We start from the raw sequence: 20723 nt of genomic DNA, 5'->3' as shown, positions 1-20723 counted from the left end.
GTCACCCTTCCGCCATCGGCCGCCGCTTGGCGCCGATGGCGGGGTTGACCGCCGCCTGCCGGCACAGTTCGGCATAGCCGGGAATCTCGCGCCCGATCAGCGGCAGGCCGCTCTCGGCGATGAAGGCGTCCACCTCGGCCATGGAGAAGTTCTCCACCGCCACGCCGAGCGCCCTGGCCCGGTCCACCATGTCCAGTTCCTGCCCCCAATAGCCGCAGGACGGCGCCGGAATGTTGCGGTGGATGGCCCGCATGTCGGGCTGCATGCAATCCATGCGGTAATAGGGCCAGATGTCGGCATAAAGGAAGTCCACGCCCTCCACCCGCACCTCGCGGGCGTCGGCGTTGATGATCTCCAGCTTGCTCCGCTGCGGCCAGGAATCGAAGCCGCTGGCCTCGGTGAGCATGGCGATCACCTCGGCATCGAGATCCACCACCACCACCCGTTCCACCGCCTTCAGCGCCGAGACGGCGAAGGCCATCACCCCCATGCCCAGCCCGCAGATGACCACCGTGCCGCGCGCCGCCCCCAGATGGGGCATCTGGCTCTCCATCTCGCCCGGCACCAGACTCATCCAGGGCGTGCCATCTCGGGCCAGGATGGCGTTCATCCAGGTGAGAGGCCGGGGACCGGTGAAGTAGCCGGGCGCCGCGATGATGAAGGCACGGTCCAGCCGCCACGTGCCCCTGGCCATGGCCTGATAGCGCGGCATCGGCATGGGCGGAAAGGGAAGGTCGCCCGCCGGAAAGACCATCTCCGCCGCCGCCAGCGCCGCCGGTTCGAACACGTCCATTGCCGCCTGACCGCCCATTCCACGCCCTCGGATTGCGCATGATGAGGCAGTGTATTTCATTGCGGGATTTACTCAACAGGCATGATCGTCTTGCGTTGGGGCGGCCCGGCTTGGCCGCCGAACTCCCGCCCGGCCCTTTGCCGCCATTGACACCCGCCCCGCCATCGGCCATCAACGCCAGAGCAGTTCCGCAGGCAGGGAGACCGGCGCCATGGCCGCAGTGAAGACGATCGCCACCACTCCTTTTTCCGGCCAGAAGCCCGGCACTTCGGGTCTGCGGAAGAAGGTCAAGGTCTTCGCGCAACCCCACTACCTGGAGAATTTCGTCCAGTCGGTGTTCGACAGCATCGGCGACATCGCGGGCAAGACCCTGGTGCTGGGCGGCGACGGCCGCTACCACAACCGCACCGCCATCCAGACCATCCTGAAGATGGCCGCCGCCAACGGCTTTGCCAAAGTGATGGTCGGCAAGGGCGGCATCCTCTCGACCCCGGCGGCATCCTGCGTCATCAGGAAGTACAGGACCTTCGGCGGCATCATCCTGTCGGCCAGCCACAATCCCGGCGGCCCGGACGAGGATTTCGGCATCAAGTACAACATCCCGGCCGGCGGACCGGCGCCCGAGGCCATCACCGAGGCCATCCATGCCCGCTCCCAGGTGATCGACGGCTACAAGATTCTCGAGGCGGCGGATGTGGACCTGGACACGCCCGGCAGCCGCGACCTGGGCGGCATGGAGGTCCAGGTCTTCGACCCCGTCGCCGATTACGCCGAACTGATGGAAAGCCTGTTCGACTTTGGCGCCATCCGGGCCGCCTTCGCGAGCGGTTTCCGCATGAAGTTCGACGCCATGCACGCGGTGACCGGCCCCTACGCCACCGAGATCCTGGAGCGCCGCCTGGGCGCCCCTGCCGGCACCGTGATGAACGGTGTGCCGCTCGAGGATTTCGGCCACGGCCACCCCGACCCCAATCTGGTCCATGCCCACGATCTGGTCGAGGCGCTCACGGGGCCCGGCGCCCCCGATTTCGGCGCGGCGTCAGACGGCGACGGCGACCGCAACATGATCCTGGGGCGCGACTTCTACGTCACGCCGTCGGATTCCCTGGCCGTGCTGGCCGCCAACGCCACGCTCTGCCCCGGCTACCGCAACGGCCTGAAGGGCATCGCGCGCTCCATGCCCACCAGCGCCGCCCCCGACCGGGTGGCGGCGAAGCTGGGCATCCCCGCCTGGGAAACCCCCACCGGCTGGAAGTTCTTCGGCACCCTGCTGGACGCCGGAAAGGCCACCTTCTGCGGCGAGGAAAGCTTCGGCACCGGCTCGGACCACGTGCGCGAGAAGGACGGGCTGTGGGCGGTGCTGGCCTGGCTGAACGTCCTGGCCGTGAGGAAGCAAAGCGTCGCCGACATCGTCACCGCCCACTGGACGGAATACGGCCGCAACGTCTATTCCCGCCACGACTACGAAGGCATCGATTCCGCCGCCGCCGAGGGGCTGATGGAGCATCTGCGGGGGCTTTCGCTGAAGGGCCAAAAGCTCGGCACCTACACCGTCGCCTTCAACGACGACTTCGCCTACACCGATCCGGTCGACGGCTCCGTCTCGAAGAAGCAGGGCATCCGGGTGGTGTTCGAGGACGGAAGCCGCGTGGTCTTCCGCCTGTCGGGCACCGGCACCGAGGGCGCCACGCTGCGCGTCTACATCGAACGCTATGAACCCGACGCCGCCAAGCACCACCTCGATCCCCAGGTGGCCCTGGCCGACCTCATCAAGATCGCCCGCGATCTGGCCGAGATCGAGGCCAGGACCGGGCGGACCGAACCGACGGTGATTACGTAAGAAAAAGATTCACCACGAAGGCACGAAGGCACGAAGGGATTATTCTAACCCGTCATCGCCGGGCTTGGCCCGGCGATCCACGCGGTGCCGCAATTGAAACGTTGATGGTGCGGGATGGCGTGGATGCCCGGAACCAGTCCGGGCATGACGATAGGGGAGGTTGGACGACGCCAATTTGAAAGGCCTCTCTGTGCCTCTATATCTCTGTGTGGTTCGTTCATATCGCCTGCAGAAAGAATATCGACATGCTGGAAAACTCAGCCGCCATCGCCACGATTTTATCTCTTGTCGTAGCTGTTGCGTCCCTGGTGTATTCGACATGGCGTTACATCGACATCCGCATGGACGATCAGAAACAACGGCGGTTCAGAACATACCACAGACTTATTCATGAGATTACGGCTGGTAAGGCGGGTGATCCGACACCTTTCGCCCCCTGTCAAGTTGCAGCAGTCTACGAATTAAGAAGCTTTCCGGAATATGCCGAGGTCACGGGTCGTATCCTTGGTGACTTGTCTATTGCCTGGGGTAACTCAACTAACCAAGCGGTTATATCCATTTTGCAGGAAATTGACCTGACCCTCGCCGCCATAAAGGGAAAGAAAAAGTAATGACCGCACACACCTTCCACCCCACCATCCTGCGCGAATACGACATCCGCGGTATCTGCGGCGAGACCCTGTTCGCCGCCGACGCCGAAGCCATCGGGCGGGCTTTCGGCACCCGGGTGCGCCGCAATGGCGGCCATGTGGTTTGCCTGGGCTGGGACGGGCGGCTGTCCAGCCCGGAAATGGCCGAGGCGCTGACCCGGGGCCTGATGGCTTCGGGCTGCACCGTGCGGCGCATCGGGCGCGGCCCCACCCCCATGCTGTATTTCGCCGCCAAGGTCCGGGAGGCCGATGGCGGCATCATGGTGACGGGCAGCCACAATCCGCCCACCCATAACGGCTTCAAGATGGTGCTGGCCGGCAAGCCGTTCTTCGGCCCCGACATCCAGTCCCTGGGCGAGATCGCCGCCAAGGGCGACTTCGCGGCGGGCGAAGGCAAGGTGGTCGAGGATTCGGTGTTCGAGGAATACGTCGCCCGCCTGGCCGGCGATTACGACGGCAAGCACGACCTGCGGGTGGTGTGGGATTGCGGCAACGGCGCCACCGGCGAGGTGCTGCACGCCTTGGTCAAGCGCCTGCCCGGCACCCATACCGTGCTGTTCGGCGAGATCGACGGCCGCTTTCCCAACCACCATCCCGACCCCACCGAGCCCCACAATCTGGTGGCGCTGCAGGACAAGGTGCTGGCCGAATCCGCCCATCTGGGCATCGCCTTCGACGGCGACGGCGACCGCATCGGCGTGGTGGACGCCGAGGGGCGCATCCTCTATGGCGACCAGATCCTGGTGATCCTGGCCGAGGATCTGCTGAAGGCCCTGCCGGGCGCCACCATCATCGCCGACGTCAAGGCCTCCAAGGTGTTCTTCGACGAGGTGCGGCGCATGGGCGGCAACGCCGTCATGGGCCGCACCGGCCACTCGCTGATCAAGACCCAGATGGCCGAGACCGGCGCGCCGCTGGCCGGCGAGATGAGCGGCCACATCTTCTTCGCCGACCGCTATTACGGCTTCGACGACGCCCTTTACGCCGCCATCCGCCTGCTGGGCATCGTGGCCCGCTGGGATCGCCAGACCATCGGCCAGCGCCGGGACAAGCTGCCCCACATGGTCAACACCCCGGAACTGCGCTTCGACTGCCCGGAGGAGCGCAAGTTCGCCGTGGTGGCCGAGGTCAGGGCGCGGCTGGAAGCCGAAGGTGCCGCCTTCTCCGCCATCGACGGCGTGCGGGTGGACACCCCGGACGGCTGGTGGCTGCTGCGCGCCTCCAACACCCAGGCGGTGCTGGTGGCCCGCTGCGAGGCGGCCAGCCCCGAGGGGCTGAAGCGCCTGCGCGCCACCCTCTCGGAGCAGCTGGCGGCCAGCGGGGTCAGCCTGAGCCATACTCACTGATGACGGCTTGAATTTCTTCGGCTTCGGTTCCAGACTGACATCATTCGAAGGTAGGGGGTCTGCGACCGGTCGCCCCTCCGCAATAACAATATCAGTCAGATCAAGGGGGACCAGTATGTCCGTTGAATCCATCCTGAAGACCAAGGGCAGCGTCGTCTTCACCATCCGTCCCGAGCATTCGGTGGCCGATGCCGCCGCGCTGCTGACCAACAAGAAGGTCGGCGTCGCCGTGGTCTGCGACGCCAAGGGCAAGCTGCAGGGCGTGCTGTCCGAGCGCGACATCGTCAAGGGCCTCGCCCAGTACGGCAAGGCCGCCCTGGAAATGCCGGTGCGCAACGTCATGTCCAGCCCGGTGGTCACCTGCGCGCCGGGCGACAGCGTCAAGACCATCATGGGCGTGATGACCGAACGCCGCATCCGTCACCTGCCGGTGGTGGAGAAGGACGAGCTGATCGGCATCGTCTCCATCGGCGACGCGGTCAATTTCCGCCTGACCGAGGCCCAGATGGAGATGAACGTGCTGCGCGACGTGGCCGCCACGCGGTAGGCCCGCCGGAATGTCATGCTGAGCCTCGTGAAGCATCTTTCAGCCTGAAGCCCTTGCCTGAAAGATCCTTCGGCTCCGCCTCAGGATGACAGGGCCCCATCCGACGCCCCCCGGAATCCATGGATTCCGGGGGCGTTTGCATTTTTGCACCCCCTCCATGCAAGACAGTTATGTTGCAGCGCAAAAATCATGTTGCACTGCGGCATGGTTCTGTTAGATTGGCGTCATGTTGCAGCGCACAACGCGCCCCACCCTTTAAAAGGATCACGCACATGACCATCAAGATCGACGGTTTCGAGAAGTTCGTCGCCCTGGGCAAGGAAAACGCCGACGCTTTCGCCAAGTCGGGCGCCGCCACCGTGAAGGCTTTCGAGGAGATCGCCAAGGCCCAGCAGGCCCTGATCGCCGAGAACGTCAAGAAGGCCGACGCCGCCGTCAAGGCGCTGTTCGCGGTGAAGAGCCCGGCCGAGCTGGCCGACCTGCAGGGCAAGCTGGCCCGCGAGACCCTGGAGAGCGCCATCGCCGACGGCCGCAAGCTGGCCGAGCTGTCGACCACCGCGCTCACCGCCGCGGTCGAGCCGATCCAGGCCCGTTTCGCCGCGCTGACCAAGGTTGCCGCCTAACTTCGATCCGTAAAGGCCCGGTGAGGTTCCTCCCACCTCACCCGGTCTGGATCGAATAAGACCGCCGCCGCTTTATGGTGTCCGGGGCTCTCCCCCCCATCCCGCTGCTTCCGGACATTTGCGACGACGGCCACGAGCCCCGGCCTCCCTCCCAAGGCCGGGGCTTTTTCTTTTTTGAGCAAGCAACGTCATCCCGAGCGAAGCCGAGGGATCTCCGCTTGAACGCCTTCTCCGCCCAGGCTCGCTTCCGTCCAGACCGAGATTCCTCCTCCCTGCGGTCGTCGGAATGACGGGATAGGGATGCGGTTGAATTCGGCATTTCTTGACCGATTTGCCCGCGGCACCTACCTTTCTCCTGGAGAAGGAGTGAGCCCATGTCGTTCAAGGGTACCGATAGCTACGTGGCGACCGAGGATCTGCTGGTCGCCGTCAACGCCGCGCTCAAGCTCGAGCGCCCCCTGCTGATCAAGGGCGAGCCGGGCACCGGCAAGACCGTGCTGGCCGCCGAGGTGGCCAGGTCGCTGGGCCGCCCGCTGCTGCAATGGCACATCAAGTCCACCACCAAGGCGCAGCAGGGCCTTTACGAATACGACGCGGTGGCGCGCCTCAGGGATTCCCAGCTGGGTGACAGCCGCGTCCACGACATCTCCAACTACATCGTCAAGGGCAAGCTGTGGGAGGCGTTCGAGGCGCCGACGCCGCCGGTGCTGCTGATCGACGAGATCGACAAGGCCGACATCGAGTTCCCCAACGACCTGCTGCTGGAACTGGACCGCATGGAGTTCCATGTCTACGAGACCAAGCAGGTGGTCAAGGCGGCGCAGCGGCCCATGGTGATCATCACGTCCAACAACGAGAAGGAACTGCCCGACGCCTTCCTGCGCCGCTGTTTCTTCCACTACATCCGCTTCCCCGACCGCGAGACCATGGAGCGGATCGTCGCCGTGCATTTCCCCGGCATCAAGCCGGCCCTGCTGCACGAGGCGCTGACCGCCTTCTTCGACATCCGCGAGGTGGCGGGGCTGAAGAAGAAGCCGTCCACCTCGGAACTGCTGGACTGGATCAAGCTGCTCTTGTCCGAGGATTTGTCGCCGGAAGACCTGCGCGCCAAGGACAAGGCCTCCCTGATCCCCAAGCTGCACGGCGCGCTCTTGAAGAACGAGCAGGACGTCCACCTGTTCGAGCGCCTGGCCTTCCTCAACCGGCGGGAGGGACGCTGATGACCGTCATCTCGTGGACCGAGGCCATGAGCGTGGGCAACGCCGCCCTGGACAGGGACCACCAGAAGCTGATCGAAATGATCAACGACCTGGATCAGGCGGACCCCGACTTCCTGGAGCTGTTCAACGCGGTCCTCGACTACACCACCGGCCACTTCGACCGCGAGGAGACCCACCTGGAGGCCATCGGCTATCCCGGCCTGGATGCCCACCGGGTCCAGCATGACGACTTCGCCGATCAGGTGGCGGACATGCTCAAGCAGTTCCGCGACCGGCCCTTCGATCCGGCAGACACCCGCCTGAAGGATTTCCTGTGGTCGTGGCTGAAGGGCCACATCCTGATCGAGGACCAGCGCTACGCCGCCTGGACCCGGGCCAAGGGCGGCTGAGGCCCCATGTTCCTCACCCTCTTCCTCGAACTGCGCGACGCCAAGGTGCCGGTCACCCTGAAGGAATACCTCACCCTGCTGGAGGCCCTGGAGGACGGCGTGGCCGAGATGAGCGTCGACACCTTCTACTACCTTGCCCGCTCGTGCCTGGTGAAGGACGAGCGCAACCTGGACAAGTTCGACCGGGTGTTCGGCCGCGTGTTCAACGGCATCGTCGGGGCCGGCGACGAACTGGCCGCCGCGCTGAAGGCCGCCATCCCCGAGGAATGGCTGCGCCGGCTTGCGGAAAAGCACCTGACGCCCGAGGAGATGGAGCAGATCCAGTCGGCGGGCGGCTTCGAGAAGCTGATGGAGACCCTGCGAAAGCGGCTGGAGGAGCAGAAGGAACGCCACCAGGGCGGCTCCAAGTGGATCGGCACCGCCGGCACCTCGCCCTTCGGCGCCTATGGCTACAACCCCGAGGGCGTGCGCATCGGCCAGAACGAATCGCGGCACCGCCGCGCGGTGAAGGTGTGGGACGAGCGGGTCTACCGCAATCTCGACGACGGCATCGAGCTGGGCACGCGGAACTTCCGCATGGCGCTGCGCCGGCTGCGCCGCTTCGCCCGCGAGGGCGCCGCCACCGAGCTGGACCTGCCCGGCACCATCACCTCGACGGCGCGGGCCGGCGGCTGGCTCGACCTCAAGATGCGGCCCGAACGCCACAACAAGGTCAAGGTGCTGCTGCTGCTCGATGTCGGCGGCTCCATGGACGAGCACGTGCGCACCTGCGAGGAGCTGTTCTCGGCGGTGCGCTCCGAGTTCAAGCACCTGGAGCACTACTACTTCCACAACTGCCCCTATGGCGGATTGTGGAAGGACAACCGCCGCCGCCACCAGGACGTCACCCACACGCTCGACGTCATCCACACCTACCCGTCCGACTACAAGCTGATCTTCGTCGGCGACGCCGCCATGAGCCCCTACGAGATCACCATGCCGGGCGGCGCGGTGGAGGAGTGGAACGAGGAACCGGGCCACGTCTGGATGCGCCGCCTGCTCGACCAGTGGCCCAGCGCCGTCTGGCTCAATCCGGCGCCCCCGGCGCGCTGGCAATGGACCCACTCCACCCAGATGATCCAGCAGCTGATGGGCGGGCGCATGCATCCCCTGACGCTGGAAGGCCTGGACCAGGCCATGCGCGACCTCAATCGGGCCGGCGTTCATCCGTAATGTCGGATTGCCGGTATTGGTTTGGCGGCGCCATATGGTAGCTTTCCGCTGGGCATGAATGTCATCTGGGGGATCGGGGCCGGATGGGGAACAGGGGCAAACGGACCCTGACTTGGCTGGGCGGAGCGCAAGGCCACCTGTTTCAGGTGGTGGTGCTCGGCCTCGTTCCCTGCATTTTCCTCGGCACCCTGGCGGTGATCGCCCATCTGGCCGAGACCCTGTCGCTGCAGGCGGCGGCGGCCCAGGTGGAAATCCAGGCGCGCATGGCCGCCGCCATCCACGACCGCGGCCTGGAAAGCTCGCGCGAGGCGCTGGCCGCCCTGGCCACCGATCCCGAGGACGAGGAATGCGGCAATCACTACCGCCACTTCCTGCTGGCCATCGAGGGGCACGAGGGCTTCATGCGCGCCGATGCCTCGGGACGGGTGGGATGCAGCATCGGCCTGGGCCGCGACATTTCCTGGCTGGCCAAGGGCGCCCACGTTGATCGGGCCCTGGAGACGGGAAGCTTCGCCACCGCCCCGTACGAATTGCTGCGGGATGGCCGTGCCGCCCTGCCCATGGCCTATCCCGTCCTCGATTGGCTGGGCACGCCGCGCGGCGTGGTGGCCACCGCCCGCTCGCTGGACCATCTGGCCAAGGCGGTGGCTCCGCCCATCCTGCCCGAGGGAGCGCGCCTGCTGGTGCTGAGGACCGACGGGACGGTCCTGGCCCGGGTGCCGCCCCTGCCCGAATCCGCGCCAATCATCACCCCGGTGCCCGAGCTGAAGGCGGCGGCGGCACGGGGGATCGGCGGCTCGTTCATCGCCACCGCCATTACCGGCGAGACGTCGGTGTTCGGCATCGCGCCCCTGGGCCGTCTGGCGCCCGAGACCATGCTGGCGGTGACGGTTCCCGTCGACATGGTGGGCGGGGCCGAGCGCCAGTTCCTGCGCATGGCGGTGATCGCCTTCGCCGTGGCGGGATCGGGCGCCGTGCTGCTGCTGTGGTATTCCAGCCGCCGGCTGCTGTTCACCCCGCTGGGCCGGCTGGCCGACGCCATGCGCCTGGTGCGGGGCGGCGACATGACCGCCCGGGCGGGCGGCGGCCTGGGCGAGGTGGGCGAGATGTGCGTCACCTTCGACACCATGGTGGGCGCGCTGAACGAACGCGAGATCTGGCTGAAGGACAGCGAGGACCGCTTCCGCACCACTTTCGAGCAGGCCGCCGTCGGCATGAGCCACGCCAGCCCCGACCGCCGCTTCATCCGGGTCAACCGCCGCTTCGCCGCCATGCTGGGCTACGAGCCCGAGGACCTGATCGGCCGCCCCACCCTCGACATCACCCATCCGGAGGACCGGGGGCTGGGCGCCGAGGAAATCGCCGCCATGATCCGCGGCGAGCGCCAGAGCTTCGCCATGGAGAAGCGCTACATCCGCAAGGACGGCTCCATCGCCTGGGTCAACCTGACCCTGTCCGCCCTGTGGCGCGAGGGCCGCATCGAGTACCTGATCGGCGTCACCGAGGACATCGAGCGGCGCAAGCAGGCCGAGGCCCAGATGCTGGCCGCCAAGGAACAGGCCGAAAGCGCCAGCCGCGCCAAGAGCGAGTTCCTGGCCGGCATGAGCCATGAACTGCGCACCCCCCTGAACGCCATCATCGGATTCGCCGAGACCATGTATTCCCAGGTCCTCGGCCCCATCCCCAACCGCTACCGGGAATATGCCGGCGACATCGCCGCCTCGGGCCGCCATCTGCTCAGCATCATCACCGACATCCTGGACCTGGCCAAGATCGAGGCCGGCAAGATGGAGCTGGACGACCGGCCCATGGACATCGCGCCGCTGGTGGAAGCCTCCATCCGTCTGATGCGCGACCGCGCCGCCGGACTGGAACTGATCGCCGATCTTCCCCGCGACCTGCCGCAGGTCATGGCCGACGAACGGCGCATCCGCCAGGTGCTGATCAATCTCCTGGCCAATGCCGTCAAGTTCACCCCGCACGGCGGAACGGTGCGCATCTCCGCCAGCCTTCCGCCGGAAGGCGGGATGGACCTGCACGTGACCGACAGCGGCATCGGCATGACCGGCGACGAGATCGCCCTGGCCATGGAGCCCTTCGTCCAGGTGGACGCCCGCATCGCCCGCCGCCACGAAGGCACCGGCCTGGGCCTGCCCATGGTGATGGCCATCATGGAGATGCATGGCGGCTCGGTGACCATCCACAGCCAGCCCAGCCAGGGCACCAGGGTGACGGTCGCCTTTCCGGCCGAAAGGGTGTTCAGCGGGATGCTGGCGGAATCATGAATTCGGCCATGCCGGCGATGGCCTCGTCCTCGCGGCCGAAGAAGCCGTGGGGCGACATGGCCTGGCAGGCGGCGGAGCGCGCCGGGGCGCCGCCATCGACCATCAGCAATCGGCGCCGGGGCGACTTCGCCATGCTTTCCAGCAATCCGGCCGCGTCATCGGGCGGCGTGACCTCGCAGGCATCGGCCGAATGGGCGACGACCATGGCGGGAACCGCGATCCCGTCGAGCCCCAGGCCCAGCACGCCGTTGGCGGGATAGGCGTATTTGCGGTGCCCCCGGGTGATGGACGAGGTCAGGATCACCCCGTCCACCTGGCCGCCCAGCCGAACCGCCGCGCTGGCCGCCGACAGCGTCCCCATGCTGGTGCCGACCAGCCAGACCGGCAGGCCGCCGCTCCGCTGCCTCAGCCAGCCGGCCAGGGCGGCGATGTCGTCGGCGTGGTCCTGCGACAGGCGGAACTGCGCCGTCAGGGTGCCGCCCTGGTCCGATGGCGCATCCATGGTCGCCACCAGGATGCCCCGGCCGGCCAGCAGCCAGCGCGAGCGCACCAGGAAATTGCCCCGACCGAAGGCGACCGGGTCGGCGACCGGCTCGCCCGGCTTTATCCCCAGGCTGCCATCGCCACCGGCCAGCAGGATGGCGATGGCGGCGGGCGCACGCGCGGGCTCGCTCAGATAGAAGGCGGTCCTGACCCCCGGACGGCTTTCAATCTCCAGCGCCTGCTCGCTCCGCACGGCGTCGGCCGCCCAGGTCGCGTGCGCGGCCAGCACCAGCGGCAACGCCATCAGCCATCCACGCATCACCCATCCTCCCATGCCGCTTGGCCCCGATGCCTCCATCATGGCACAGTACGGCTTCGGCAACATCCAGGACCGCTCCCCGCCTCATGGTCAGCGAGCTGCTACGCCCCGATTCCGAGTTTTCCCGAGCCGTCTACAAGGAAATCCGCCCGGCCATTCCCCGCGCCCACTGGCCGGTGGAGGCCCTGCGCGCCACCTTCACGCCCAGCAGCGACGGGCTGGCGCTGATCGCCAGTTTCGAGGGACTGGCCCCCGCCTACGCCGCCCTCGCCGCCCAGGTGGTGCTGAGGGCCAAGGTGGACCTGGTGCTGGTGTCGCCGGTGGCGGCCCTGGCCTCGGCGGTGGTCTACGCCAAGCGCTGGCGCGACACCTTCCTTTACGCATTGCTGCCGCTGCTGTTCGCCATCCCGCTGATGGCGCCCTTGGGCAATTTCGCCATGCGGGCCAGCATCGTCCTGTTCGCGCTGAATTGCGGCGCGCTGCTGCTCAGTCACGCCCGCCTGCTGCAGCGGCGCTCCGCCCTGCAGCAGGGGCGCTTCATCGCCGAGATTCCCACACCCGGCCTACGGATCAAGGTGCCTCAGGGCACGCCCATTCACCATCAGGAATGAAAGGACCGCCATGCCTCCGCTTTCCCATCGGCGCCGCGCCCTGGTTTTCGGCCTTCCCGTGGCGGGCTGCGCCCTCGCCCTGGCCCCCGGAGCCGCCCTGGCCAGCCGGGCCGAGGCCGACGCGGCGGCGGCGCGCCTGACCGGCGGCGCCAAGGCCCAGGCGGGAAAGATCCATCTGAAGCTTCCCGAGATCGCCGACAACGGCGCCACCGTGCCGTTCACCGTCTCGGTGGACCATCCCATGGTCCCGGGCAATTACGTCCGGGAGGTTCATATCCTGGCCCACGACAACCCCGCCCCCCAGGTGGCCAGCTTCCATTTCACCCCCACCGGCAAGGCCGAGGTGTCGGGGCGCCTGCGGCTGGCCCGCACCCAGGAGGTGCGCGCCATCGCCCTGTTGTCCGACGGCAGCGCCTGGGAGACCCGGCGCGAGGTCAAGGTCACCGTCGGCGGCTGCGGAGGCTGAAGCGATGCCCACTCCCAAGGTGAAAGTCCCCGAAAGCGCCGCCAAGGGCGAGATCATCGAGATCAAGACCCTGATCGACCACGACATGGAATCGGGACAGCGCAAGGACATGAACGGCGTGCCGCTGCCGCGCCGGATCATCAACCGCTTCACCTGCGCGCTGAACGGCCGCGTGGTGTTCACGGCCGAGCTTCATCCTGGCATCGCCGCCAATCCGGGCCTGAGCTTCTTCATCACCGCCAGCGAGGGCGGCACCCTGGACTTCACCTGGTTCGACGACGACGGCAGCCGCTACACCCTGTCGCGCCCGCTGGCGGTGAAGTGATCACCGCCCGGCCGGCGGCTGTCCCGCCCGCGACTTGATCTCCGTCCACGCCGCGCCATGGCGGCGCTGGACACGCTCGGGGCAGGAGGGAATGAAGCCGACCTTGGCCGGCCAGGGCGCCACCATTTCCGGGGCGCCCAGCACCGAGGCGGCCAGGAACCGTTCACTGCCGCGGATCATGTTGGCATAGCCGTTGAAGTTGGAATCCAGCGCGGCGTTCTCCGGCTTCAGCATGAAGGTCAGGAACTTCATCGCATTGGCCCGGTTGGGCGGATTCTTCGGCACCACCACCACGTCGGTCCACACCAGATTGCCTTCGCGCGGATAGGCGTAGGCCAGGCTGGGACGCTTCTCCCGCGCGCGCATGGCGTCGCCGTTCCAAGCAACCCCCAGCACGATGGCCGGGTCCGACAGGGCGGCCACCACCCCTTCGGCCGCCACCAGACGGTTGCGGGCCAGCAGCGGTTCCAGCAGGCGGGCGGCCTTTTCCAGCTTGCCCTCGTCCATGGTGCAACGCGCCTCGCCCAGATGGACCAGCGCCAGCTGGACCATCTCGCCTTCGTCCAGCAGGGCGATGCGGCCCTCCACCTCGGGCGGCGGCTCGAACAGCAGGCGCAGCGAATCGATGTCGCCGCGATGGATGGAGGTGTCCACCGCGAAGGCGGTGGTCCCCCACTGATGGGGAATGGTGTACTCGTTGCGTGGATCGAACGAGCGCGACCGCCAGGGATCCTCGACGTTCCAGAAGCCGTTCAGGCGGTCGGCCAGCACCCGCTCGATCAGCCCGTCGCGAATCAGGCCGCTCACGTGGTAATCGGGGGAAAAGGCGATGTCGAGGCCCGACCGCCCGCCCCGCAGGCGGCCGATCACCTGATCGTGGTCGGCCACCACGGTGAGCGCCACGGAGATTCCGGTCTCGCGCTCGAACTTGCGCAGCAATTCGGGGGACAGGTAGGAAGAGCGGGTCAGCACCCGCAGCTCGCTGGCCATGGCCCCGGTCGCCGCCAGCAGCAGGGCGGCGAGCACCAGCGCCCAGGCTCGCATCACCCGCCGACCCCGTTGCGGCCCATGCCGTTGGCGGGCCGGGGGGCGGCCAGATCCTCGGCGCGGCGCATGAAGGCGCCCAGGCGGGCCGCCACCCGGCGGTTGATGGAGCCCGGCGGGAACTTGCCCTTGGCATCGCGCTCGCCGGCCGGCATTCCGGTCAGCAGGGTCATGCCCTGATCGACGGTTTCCACCGGATAGACGGCGAACAGGCCGGCCTGCGCCGCCTCGACCACGTCCTTGCGCAGCATGAGGTGCCTGGCATTGGCGGCGGGAATCAGCACGCCGTGGCTGCCGTCCAGGCCCCTGGCCCGGCACAGGTCGAAGAAGCCCTCGATCTTCTCGTTGACCCCGCCGATGGCCTGGACGCGGCCGAACTGGTCGATGGAGCCGGTCACCGCCAGGTTCTGGCGGATGGGCAGGTCGGCCAGGGCGGAGAGCAGGGCGTAAAGCTCGGTGGACGAGGCGGAATCGCCCTCGATGCCGCCGTAGGATTGCTCGAACACCAGGGTGGCCGACAGCGCCATGGGCAGCTCGGTGGCATAGCGCGACGCCAGGTAGGAGGAGAGAATCATCACTCCCTTGCCGTGGATGGGGCCGCCCAACTGGACCTCGCGCTCGATGTCCACCACGTCGCCCTTGCCGAAGCGCACCCGGGCGGTCACCCGGGTGGGGCGGCCGAAGGAAAAGCGGCCCAGTTCCAGCACCGCCAGCCCGTTGATCTGGCCCACCGCCTCGCCCGAAGTGGCGATGTTGACGGTGCCGGCCAGCATCTCCTCCTGGACGTTGTCTCGCACCCGGTCGAGCCGGCGGACCGAGGCCGCCACCGCCTGGGACACATGGGAGGCGGACACCACGTCGGCGCCGTCCTCCCCCGCCCAGTAATCGGCCTCGCGCACCAGATCGGCCAGGCTGGCCATGTGGGTGGACAGGCGGGTGGAATCCCCCACCTCGCGCGAGGCCTGCTCGACCACGCGGGCCACGGCGCCGCGATCGAGCGGCCGCAGGCCCTCCTTGCGGGCGAGGATCGCCACCGAGCGGGCCAGCAGGGCGGTATTGGCCTCGCTTCTGTCCATGCGCCAGTCGAAATCCGCCGAGACCTTGAACAGCTCGCCGAACTCCGGATCATTGTGGCTGAGCAGGTAATAGAGCATGGGGTCGCCGACCAGCACCACCTTCACGTCCAGGGGAATGGGCTGGGGCTCCAGCGACAGGGTGCTGATCAGCCCCATGGCCTGGCCGGGGGATTCGATCCGGATCTCGCGGTCCCGAAGGGCCCGCTTCAGATCCTCCCAGGCGAAGGGATGCATCAGCAGCTTGAGCGCGTCCAGCACCAGATAGCCGCCATTGGCCCGGTGCAGGCTGCCCGCCTTGATCAGGTTGAAATCGGTGATCAGGGTGCCGTACTGGGCGATGTGCTCCACCCGGCCGATGATGTTGGGCTGGGTGGGATAGGTTTCCATCACCACCGGAGCGCCGGTATCACCCTCGCGGCAGACCAGCACGTTGACCCGGTAGCGGCGGAACCGCCCGGCGGGGCCGCGCGGGCGGCCCTCGTGGCGTTCGGACTCCTCCGCCTCGGGCAGGAAATCCTGGGCGTTGAGCGCCACGTCGCGGGCCACCTCGTCGAGATAGGCCAGCACCTCGGGCAGGTCGGACCAGTCGCCCTTGAGATCGTCCATCAGATGGGCGATGGCGCGGCCGACGGCGTCCTGCTCCAATTCGCGCAGCCGGGCCCGCATCTCGCGGTCCCAGCGCGGCACCTGCTTGATGGTGCCCTCCAGACGGTGCTGCAGCCGCTCCATCTCGGCCCGCAGGCGGTTCTGCACCTCGTCGGGCAGTTGCTTGAACTCGTCGGGAGGCAGAACCTCGTCGCCCTTGGCGGGCGCCAGTCCCAGCCCCATGGGGGTGCGGATCAGGGCGATGCCGTGAGCCTCGGCATCCTCCTGGATGGCGGAGAAGGCGGCCTCGCGCTGCTGCTTGGCCTCGGCCTCCACCATCTGACGGCGCGCCCGGTATTCCTCCGCCTCGAAGGCGGCGGGCAAGGCGTGGCCCAGTTCGTCGACCAGATGGGCCATGTCGCGCTCGAGCGCGCGGCCCCGCCCGGCGGGCAGGCGCAGGGCCCGGGGCCGGGCGCCTTCCGCGAAATTCTCCACATAGACCCAGTCGTCGGAAGGCGGGCGGGCGGCGGCGGCCTCGCGCAGATGTCCGAGAATCAGGTTGCGCCGCCCGGTTCCCTCCTCGCCCAGGGCGAACAGGTTGAAGCCCCGGTGGCGCATGCCGATGGCGAAGCGGATCGCCTCGACGGCGCGATCCTGGCCGAGCGCCGGCCCCGGCTCGCCGGCCTCGTCGGGCAGGTCGGCGGTGGTGGCGAAATCGAACCGCGCCGGATCGCACACCCGGTAAAGGTCGGCGGGCGGCAGCGGAGCGGGATGGGTGGCCGTCCTGCGCTTGCTCACGCTTCATCCTCGATGCGCTGCATGTCGTCGTCGGACAGGCCGAAATGATGGCCGATCTCGTGAATCAGCACGTGCTTGACCAGGACGGACAGGTCCTCGCCGGTCTCGCACCAGTAATCCAGGATGGGACGGCGGTAGAGGAAGATCATGTCCACGTCGCCCGGCGCGCCGCCGAAGGCATGGATGTCCATGGCCGAACCGCGATACAGCCCCAGCAGGTCGAAGGGGCTTTCCAGGTCCATCTCGCGCTCCACCTCCTCGTCGGGGAAGTCGTCGACGCGGATCACCACGTCGGCGGCATAGCGGCGCAACTCCTCGGGGATGTCGGCGAAGGCGGCCTGGGCGATGGTCTCCAGGTCGGCCAGGCCGGGCGGCGTGCTGTGGTGGGGCATCACTCTGCTCATGGTAATAGGAAATCTACCCCGTCCTTGCCGCCCGCACCAGGGGTCCCCACTCTTTGTGTCATACTTCCGATGAGGTGCGGAGATGAGCAAGACACTGACGGCGGACCAACGGTCCAGCGCCCTGGCCGGGCTGGCCGGCTGGAGCGAGGCGGAGGGGCGCGACGCCATCCGCCGCTCGCTGCGTTTCAAGGGCTTCCCCGAGGCCTTCGCCTTCATGACCCGGGTGGCCCTGGCGGCCGAGCGGATGAATCACCATCCCGAATGGTTCAATGTCTGGAATCGGGTCGAGATCACTCTGTCCACCCACGACGCGGGCGGAGTGACGCAGAAGGACATCGACCTGGCCCACGCCATCGACGACGCGGCCAGAGATGCCGATTCGGGGTGATGCCCGGGCGGGCCGATGCCCGCGGGCTCCCCCGTGGAGGTCCGGCTAGACCGAGATGTCCAGGATCTTGCCCACGGCACCGCTCTTGACGGCGGAATCAGCGACGGCGGCGGCCTGCTGCGCCGTCTGCCCGCCCTGGGTCAGCACCTGAGCGATGGCCTGGGCGGCCATTTCTTCCTGCTTGATGGCCGTCAGCGGCGCCTGCAATCCCGCGGCGGCGCGCTGAAGATAAAGCGCCGAATTCCCGGCACCGACGGATGATGCGTCCATGGTCCTGCCTTTCTGGCTGAACGGTTAGGAGACCACGTTAACGCATTCTTCATCAAATGTCACGATTTGGAATCAGGGCAGGAAATCCTCCTCGTCCCCCGGAAGCAGCGCCTCCGGCCGGGCTTCGCCGCTCATTGGGGGTCGCCCGCCAGTTCCCGCATCATCTGTCCGAGAAGGCGGGTGAAGCGGGAATCGTCCGCCCCGTCCACCTTGGCCACCCAGCCGCGCACCGAGGACAGCATGGCGCCACCCTCGCAGAAGGCGGCCAGGACGTCGATCCGCCCGCTCGCGGCCGTGGCCGCCGACACCGCCACCCGGCCGGCGCACAGTTCGGCGGCATCCAGCGAGGCCGGCACCCCAAGGGCGAGCACCACCCGCACCTTGGGCAGACTGGCCTCCTGGACATCGGTGGTCATGGTGAAGGGGCGGGCGGGAATGGCGGCGGACATGGCCCTGGTCACCCGCGCCCGCAACTCGGCGGCCGGCATGCCGAAGGGGTCGCCATGCAGTTCGAGCAGCAGCGGCCCGTGCGCGGTGGCGGCGAAAAACGTGCTCCAGGTGGCGGGGCTGCGATAGACGCCCTGCACCGTGGACGGGCCGTCGCCGCACCCGCCCAGCAGGGCGGCAAGGGCGGCGGCGCCCAGCGAGAGGAGTTTCTTCATCATGCCCCCCATGGTTACTCCGGACGGGACGTTAGGCAAGTCCCATCCCCGGCCGATCCCCTTACAGTGATTCCACCTAATACTAGAGGCTCGCTTCCCCTCGGCACTTCTGCGGTGTTAGGGTATTCACCGGATAAGCTACGAATGCATCCATATCCGGTCAACGAGCCGGGACAGGGAAGGAAATGCGCGGTGCGGGGCCTTGGGCTCCATGCGCCCGACGTCTCGGGGGAGAGGGGTATGGTTCGGCGCGTCTGCGTCTTGATCATCGAACCGAATGCCCATATGCGGCGGCTGATCGGCACGCTGATGGGAGCGGTGCCGGCCCACGAGGTGGTCGAGGCCCGCACGCCGCAGCAGGCCGAGGCCCTGGTGGCGGCGCGCACGCCCCATCTGGTGATCATGGACTGGTCCGACGACCCCACCGAGGGCGTGCTGTTCGTCCACCGGCTGCGGCGTGGCGAGATCGGTCGCGCCGACGTGCCGATCCTGGCCATCAGCCCCACCCTGCACCATGCGGTGCTGGAATCGGCGGTGGAGACCGGCATCGACGAAATCATCGCCAAGCCCATCTCGGCGGTTGAGATCATCGCCCGTGCCACCGAGCTGATCGAGCAGGATCGCCGGCGCACCGAGACGGCGGAACAGGCGGCGGAATAATCCTCCATGGCCGGAGACGGCGATCTTCCCGAACTGTCACCCGAGGCGCTGGCCCGGGCCGAAGCCGCCCTGGCGGGGCTGACCGGCCGCTATCTCGACTGGGCGGCGGCGGATGCCGTCAGGCTGCGCGCCTGCCTGGACGAAGCGCGGGTGCCAGGCGCCGACCTCGCCCTGCTGCTGCCCCGATTGTTCACCATCAGCCACGACATGAAGGGCCAGGCCGCCACCTTCGGCTATCCCCTGGTCAGCGAACTGGGCAACCGGCTGTGCCGGCTGATCGAGGAGGCGGGGCCGGCCCCCGCCGCCGACATCCTGCCCCGCGCAGCCCGGCTGGCCGACGGCATGGCCCGGGTCATCGCCCAACGCCTGGAAGGCGACGGCGGCACGGCGGGTCGGGCCCTGCTGGACGAGTGTTGACGCCACCGGGCTTTCCGCGGGCGAGACGCCCGCGCTCCGTGTTGCCGCCACGGCCTGGAGCGCCGCCGTCCCGGCCGCCTTCTGCCGCCGGCCCGATCAGAGCCCGGCGAGGTCGCGCAGTTCCTGCACCAGTTGCCGCGCCCGCGCCGTCTGCTTCTGGTTCATGCCCTTGGCGACGGCGTCGCGGGCCGCCTTGGCCCCCGCCTCGCCCTGGGCGATGGCCAGTTCGTACATGACATAGGCCCGCACCGGGTCCTTGCCGTGGAAGCCCTGGCCCCTGGCGGCCAGATCGCCGAGCGCGAGCAGCGCCTCGGCATGGCCCTGGACGGCGGCGGCTTCCAGCCATGCCACGCCCTCGACCATGTCCATGGGCAGTTCCAGCCCCGCCACCTTGGCCGATCCCAGCAGATACTGGGCTTCGACGTGGCCCCGGCGGGCGGCGGAGCGCAGCCAGCGCTCCCCCTCGTTGATGCCGGGACGCAGTTGCACCGCCCGGGCGTCCTCGGCGTTGAGCGGCTTGGCCGCGTACCACACCGCGCCGAACGGATGGCTCTTGCGCTCGGCCTCCTTGACGTTCCACTCCTCCTCGGCGGGCTTGCGCCACATGGCCGGGCGCGACAGCAGCAGGCGACCGAGACGGAAGCGGGCTTCCACGTCGCCATGCAGCAGGGCGGCCTGACGGTACCAGGCCTCGGCCTGCCCCAGGTCCGGGGCGACGCCATGACCGCGCTCCAGCACGTCGGCCAGCGCCATCATGGCGCTCAAATCGCCGCCCTGGGCGGCCTCGGCCAGCCAGGCGATGCCGTCGCGCGAGCCGATGGCGTGAACCTCGCCCTCGATGAACAGCTCGATCCAGCGGGCCCGGGCCTGGGCATCGCCCACGGTTCCGGCCCGGTACCACCAGTTGCCGGCGGCGTTGAGGTCGCGCCTGACGGCCTTGCCGGCCTCGAAGGCCTTGGCCGCCTCGGCGGCGGCGGCGGCATGCCCCTCGGCCCCGGCCAGGGTGAACCACACCAGCGCCGCCTTGGCGTCGGCCTTGAGCCCGTGGCCGCCGTCACGATAGGCCAGGGCCAGCTGATACTGCGCCTCCTTGTCGCCATTGGCGGCGGCGGCGGCCAGCCCGGCATGACGCGGCTCGGCGGCGGGCTTGGGGGCCTTCTTCGGCGCCGCCAGGGCACCTTCGGCCAGGGGCAGACAGAGAGCGAGCAACGCGGCGACGGCAGCGGCGATCCTCATGAAACGGCACTTTCCACAGGCTGAGTGATGGGCGCGCATGATTCCACTTCCCGAGCGGGATGGCAATCGGAGGT

General features: G+C 68.1%; 23 protein-coding genes. 15 read left to right on the top strand and 8 right to left on the bottom strand.

The features are described from left to right. Position 1 precedes the first annotated feature (1 nt). Entirely contained in the window at positions 2-811 is an 810-nt protein-coding gene (locus tag ACV4UZ_RS03750; protein ID WP_491599045.1) for a hypothetical protein, read from the bottom strand. Positions 812-1004: 193 nt separating this feature from the next. Here ACV4UZ_RS03750 and ACV4UZ_RS03745 point away from each other — a divergent pair, with 193 nt between their 5' ends. The 9 genes from ACV4UZ_RS03745 (at position 1005) to ACV4UZ_RS03705 (ending at position 10905) form a co-directional block, all read left to right on the top strand. Then, complete coding sequence (locus ACV4UZ_RS03745) at positions 1005-2633, top strand: alpha-D-glucose phosphate-specific phosphoglucomutase (protein ID WP_491599046.1); 1629 nt, start codon at positions 1005-1007, stop codon at positions 2631-2633. Positions 2634-2878: 245 nt separating this feature from the next. After that, positions 2879-3244: a hypothetical protein gene (locus ACV4UZ_RS03740; protein ID WP_491599047.1), complete on the top strand. Its 366-nt coding sequence runs from the start codon at positions 2879-2881 to the stop codon at positions 3242-3244. Beyond that, complete coding sequence (pgmG, locus tag ACV4UZ_RS03735) at positions 3244-4629, top strand: phosphoglucomutase/phosphomannomutase PgmG (protein ID WP_491599595.1); 1386 nt, start codon at positions 3244-3246, stop codon at positions 4627-4629. The genes ACV4UZ_RS03740 and pgmG overlap by 1 nt, the downstream gene beginning before the upstream one ends. A 115-nt stretch (positions 4630-4744) precedes the next feature. Next, the gene (locus ACV4UZ_RS03730; RefSeq protein ID WP_491599048.1) at positions 4745-5176 is read left to right on the top strand and encodes a CBS domain-containing protein; all 432 of its coding nucleotides are present in this window, start codon (positions 4745-4747) and stop codon (positions 5174-5176) included. A gap of 272 nt (positions 5177-5448) precedes the next feature. Further along, positions 5449-5799, top strand: coding sequence for a phasin family protein (locus ACV4UZ_RS03725; RefSeq protein WP_491599049.1), 351 nt, complete (start codon positions 5449-5451; stop codon positions 5797-5799). Between the two features lie 374 nt (positions 5800-6173). Further along, positions 6174-7019 (top strand): AAA family ATPase, encoded by an 846-nt coding sequence (locus ACV4UZ_RS03720; protein WP_491599050.1) that lies wholly within the window; start codon positions 6174-6176, stop codon positions 7017-7019. Further along, positions 7019-7408 carry a bacteriohemerythrin gene (locus ACV4UZ_RS03715; protein ID WP_491599051.1) on the top strand — a complete coding sequence of 130 codons (390 nt, stop codon included), beginning with the start codon at positions 7019-7021 and terminating at the stop codon, positions 7406-7408. The genes ACV4UZ_RS03720 and ACV4UZ_RS03715 overlap by 1 nt, the downstream gene beginning before the upstream one ends. Positions 7409-7414: 6 nt before the next feature. Next, positions 7415-8620, top strand: a complete 1206-nt coding sequence (locus tag ACV4UZ_RS03710) for a vWA domain-containing protein (RefSeq protein WP_491599052.1) — start codon at positions 7415-7417, stop codon at positions 8618-8620. An 83-nt stretch (positions 8621-8703) separates the two neighbouring features. Beyond that, positions 8704-10905 (top strand): sensor histidine kinase, encoded by a 2202-nt coding sequence (locus ACV4UZ_RS03705; protein ID WP_491599594.1) that lies wholly within the window; start codon positions 8704-8706, stop codon positions 10903-10905. On the opposite strand, the gene ACV4UZ_RS03700 is transcribed toward ACV4UZ_RS03705, so the two are convergent. Then, positions 10880-11707, bottom strand: coding sequence for an alpha/beta hydrolase (locus tag ACV4UZ_RS03700; RefSeq protein WP_491599593.1), 828 nt, complete (start codon positions 11705-11707; stop codon positions 10880-10882). The two genes, ACV4UZ_RS03705 and ACV4UZ_RS03700, sit on opposite strands and share 26 nt — an antisense overlap. A gap of 86 nt (positions 11708-11793) precedes the next feature. Here ACV4UZ_RS03700 and ACV4UZ_RS03695 point away from each other — a divergent pair, with 86 nt between their 5' ends. Genes ACV4UZ_RS03695 through soxZ form a run of 3 tightly spaced genes read left to right on the top strand, consistent with a single transcriptional unit; the run spans position 11794 to position 13109 of the window. Beyond that, positions 11794-12318 (top strand): hypothetical protein, encoded by a 525-nt coding sequence (locus ACV4UZ_RS03695; protein WP_491599592.1) that lies wholly within the window; start codon positions 11794-11796, stop codon positions 12316-12318. Between the two features lie 10 nt (positions 12319-12328). Next, the gene (gene soxY / locus ACV4UZ_RS03690) at positions 12329-12784 is read left to right on the top strand and encodes a thiosulfate oxidation carrier protein SoxY (RefSeq protein ID WP_491599591.1); all 456 of its coding nucleotides are present in this window, start codon (positions 12329-12331) and stop codon (positions 12782-12784) included. Between the two features lie 4 nt (positions 12785-12788). Beyond that, positions 12789-13109 carry a thiosulfate oxidation carrier complex protein SoxZ gene (gene soxZ, locus ACV4UZ_RS03685; protein ID WP_491599590.1) on the top strand — a complete coding sequence of 107 codons (321 nt, stop codon included), beginning with the start codon at positions 12789-12791 and terminating at the stop codon, positions 13107-13109. Here soxZ and ACV4UZ_RS03680 read toward each other — a convergent pair whose 3' ends face one another. Genes ACV4UZ_RS03680 through ACV4UZ_RS03670 form a run of 3 tightly spaced genes read right to left on the bottom strand, consistent with a single transcriptional unit; the run spans position 13110 to position 17004 of the window. Further along, the gene (locus tag ACV4UZ_RS03680; RefSeq protein WP_491599599.1) at positions 13110-14153 is read right to left on the bottom strand and encodes an extracellular solute-binding protein; all 1044 of its coding nucleotides are present in this window, start codon (positions 14151-14153) and stop codon (positions 13110-13112) included. Beyond that, a complete protein-coding gene (locus ACV4UZ_RS03675; RefSeq protein WP_491599589.1) occupies positions 14153-16612 on the bottom strand; it encodes a Lon protease family protein in 2460 nt (819 codons plus the stop codon). The genes ACV4UZ_RS03680 and ACV4UZ_RS03675 overlap by 1 nt, the downstream gene beginning before the upstream one ends. Next, positions 16609-17004 (bottom strand): metallopeptidase family protein, encoded by a 396-nt coding sequence (locus ACV4UZ_RS03670; RefSeq protein WP_491599598.1) that lies wholly within the window; start codon positions 17002-17004, stop codon positions 16609-16611. Before ACV4UZ_RS03670 ends, ACV4UZ_RS03675 begins: the two co-directional genes overlap by 4 nt. Positions 17005-17098: 94 nt before the next feature. On the opposite strand from ACV4UZ_RS03670, the gene ACV4UZ_RS03665 reads away from it, so the two are divergent. Continuing rightward, positions 17099-17404: a 4a-hydroxytetrahydrobiopterin dehydratase gene (locus ACV4UZ_RS03665; protein ID WP_491599588.1), complete on the top strand. Its 306-nt coding sequence runs from the start codon at positions 17099-17101 to the stop codon at positions 17402-17404. A 45-nt stretch (positions 17405-17449) separates the two neighbouring features. Here ACV4UZ_RS03665 and ACV4UZ_RS03660 read toward each other — a convergent pair whose 3' ends face one another. Together ACV4UZ_RS03660 and ACV4UZ_RS03655 are read right to left on the bottom strand one after the other, a co-directional pair. Next, a complete protein-coding gene (locus ACV4UZ_RS03660) occupies positions 17450-17674 on the bottom strand; it encodes a hypothetical protein (protein ID WP_491599587.1) in 225 nt (74 codons plus the stop codon). A 131-nt stretch (positions 17675-17805) separates the two neighbouring features. Continuing rightward, the gene (locus tag ACV4UZ_RS03655; RefSeq protein ID WP_491599586.1) at positions 17806-18339 is read right to left on the bottom strand and encodes a hypothetical protein; all 534 of its coding nucleotides are present in this window, start codon (positions 18337-18339) and stop codon (positions 17806-17808) included. Positions 18340-18576: 237 nt separating this feature from the next. Here ACV4UZ_RS03655 and ACV4UZ_RS03650 point away from each other — a divergent pair, with 237 nt between their 5' ends. Then, a complete protein-coding gene (locus tag ACV4UZ_RS03650; protein ID WP_491599585.1) occupies positions 18577-18996 on the top strand; it encodes a response regulator in 420 nt (139 codons plus the stop codon). 6 nt (positions 18997-19002) lie between these two features. After that, positions 19003-19413, top strand: a complete 411-nt coding sequence (locus tag ACV4UZ_RS03645; RefSeq protein WP_491599584.1) for a peptide ABC transporter substrate-binding protein — start codon at positions 19003-19005, stop codon at positions 19411-19413. A 96-nt stretch (positions 19414-19509) separates the two neighbouring features. Here ACV4UZ_RS03645 and ACV4UZ_RS03640 read toward each other — a convergent pair whose 3' ends face one another. Beyond that, positions 19510-20649 carry a tetratricopeptide repeat protein gene (locus ACV4UZ_RS03640; RefSeq protein ID WP_491599583.1) on the bottom strand — a complete coding sequence of 380 codons (1140 nt, stop codon included), beginning with the start codon at positions 20647-20649 and terminating at the stop codon, positions 19510-19512. Positions 20650-20723: the final 74 nt, after the last annotated feature.

The sequence above is a fragment of the Paramagnetospirillum sp. genome (genome assembly GCF_058402745.1).
Note: the sequence above shows the minus strand (reverse complement) of the source record. Positions and strands in the feature narration are given on the sequence as shown.

Bases quoted from the DNA above. Each gene is read 5' to 3' on its own strand.
- ACV4UZ_RS03750 (WP_491599045.1), bottom strand. From the start codon at position 811: ATGGGCGGTCAGGCGGCAATGGACGTGTTCGAACCGGCGGCGCTGGCG.
- ACV4UZ_RS03745 (WP_491599046.1), top strand. From the start codon at position 1,005: ATGGCCGCAGTGAAGACGATCGCCACCACTCCTTTTTCCGGCCAGAAG.
- ACV4UZ_RS03740 (WP_491599047.1), top strand. From the start codon at position 2,879: ATGCTGGAAAACTCAGCCGCCATCGCCACGATTTTATCTCTTGTCGTA.
- pgmG (WP_491599595.1), top strand. From the start codon at position 3,244: ATGACCGCACACACCTTCCACCCCACCATCCTGCGCGAATACGACATC.
- ACV4UZ_RS03730 (WP_491599048.1), top strand. From the start codon at position 4,745: ATGTCCGTTGAATCCATCCTGAAGACCAAGGGCAGCGTCGTCTTCACC.
- ACV4UZ_RS03725 (WP_491599049.1), top strand. From the start codon at position 5,449: ATGACCATCAAGATCGACGGTTTCGAGAAGTTCGTCGCCCTGGGCAAG.
- ACV4UZ_RS03720 (WP_491599050.1), top strand. From the start codon at position 6,174: ATGTCGTTCAAGGGTACCGATAGCTACGTGGCGACCGAGGATCTGCTG.
- ACV4UZ_RS03715 (WP_491599051.1), top strand. From the start codon at position 7,019: ATGACCGTCATCTCGTGGACCGAGGCCATGAGCGTGGGCAACGCCGCC.
- ACV4UZ_RS03710 (WP_491599052.1), top strand. From the start codon at position 7,415: ATGTTCCTCACCCTCTTCCTCGAACTGCGCGACGCCAAGGTGCCGGTC.
- ACV4UZ_RS03705 (WP_491599594.1), top strand. From the start codon at position 8,704: ATGGGGAACAGGGGCAAACGGACCCTGACTTGGCTGGGCGGAGCGCAA.
- ACV4UZ_RS03700 (WP_491599593.1), bottom strand. From the start codon at position 11,707: ATGCGTGGATGGCTGATGGCGTTGCCGCTGGTGCTGGCCGCGCACGCG.
- ACV4UZ_RS03695 (WP_491599592.1), top strand. From the start codon at position 11,794: ATGGTCAGCGAGCTGCTACGCCCCGATTCCGAGTTTTCCCGAGCCGTC.
- soxY (WP_491599591.1), top strand. From the start codon at position 12,329: ATGCCTCCGCTTTCCCATCGGCGCCGCGCCCTGGTTTTCGGCCTTCCC.
- soxZ (WP_491599590.1), top strand. From the start codon at position 12,789: ATGCCCACTCCCAAGGTGAAAGTCCCCGAAAGCGCCGCCAAGGGCGAG.
- ACV4UZ_RS03680 (WP_491599599.1), bottom strand. From the start codon at position 14,153: ATGCGAGCCTGGGCGCTGGTGCTCGCCGCCCTGCTGCTGGCGGCGACC.
- ACV4UZ_RS03670 (WP_491599598.1), bottom strand. From the start codon at position 17,004: ATGCCCCACCACAGCACGCCGCCCGGCCTGGCCGACCTGGAGACCATC.
- ACV4UZ_RS03665 (WP_491599588.1), top strand. From the start codon at position 17,099: ATGAGCAAGACACTGACGGCGGACCAACGGTCCAGCGCCCTGGCCGGG.
- ACV4UZ_RS03660 (WP_491599587.1), bottom strand. From the start codon at position 17,674: ATGGACGCATCATCCGTCGGTGCCGGGAATTCGGCGCTTTATCTTCAG.
- ACV4UZ_RS03655 (WP_491599586.1), bottom strand. From the start codon at position 18,339: ATGATGAAGAAACTCCTCTCGCTGGGCGCCGCCGCCCTTGCCGCCCTG.
- ACV4UZ_RS03650 (WP_491599585.1), top strand. From the start codon at position 18,577: ATGGTTCGGCGCGTCTGCGTCTTGATCATCGAACCGAATGCCCATATG.
- ACV4UZ_RS03645 (WP_491599584.1), top strand. From the start codon at position 19,003: ATGGCCGGAGACGGCGATCTTCCCGAACTGTCACCCGAGGCGCTGGCC.
- ACV4UZ_RS03640 (WP_491599583.1), bottom strand. From the start codon at position 20,649: ATGAGGATCGCCGCTGCCGTCGCCGCGTTGCTCGCTCTCTGTCTGCCC.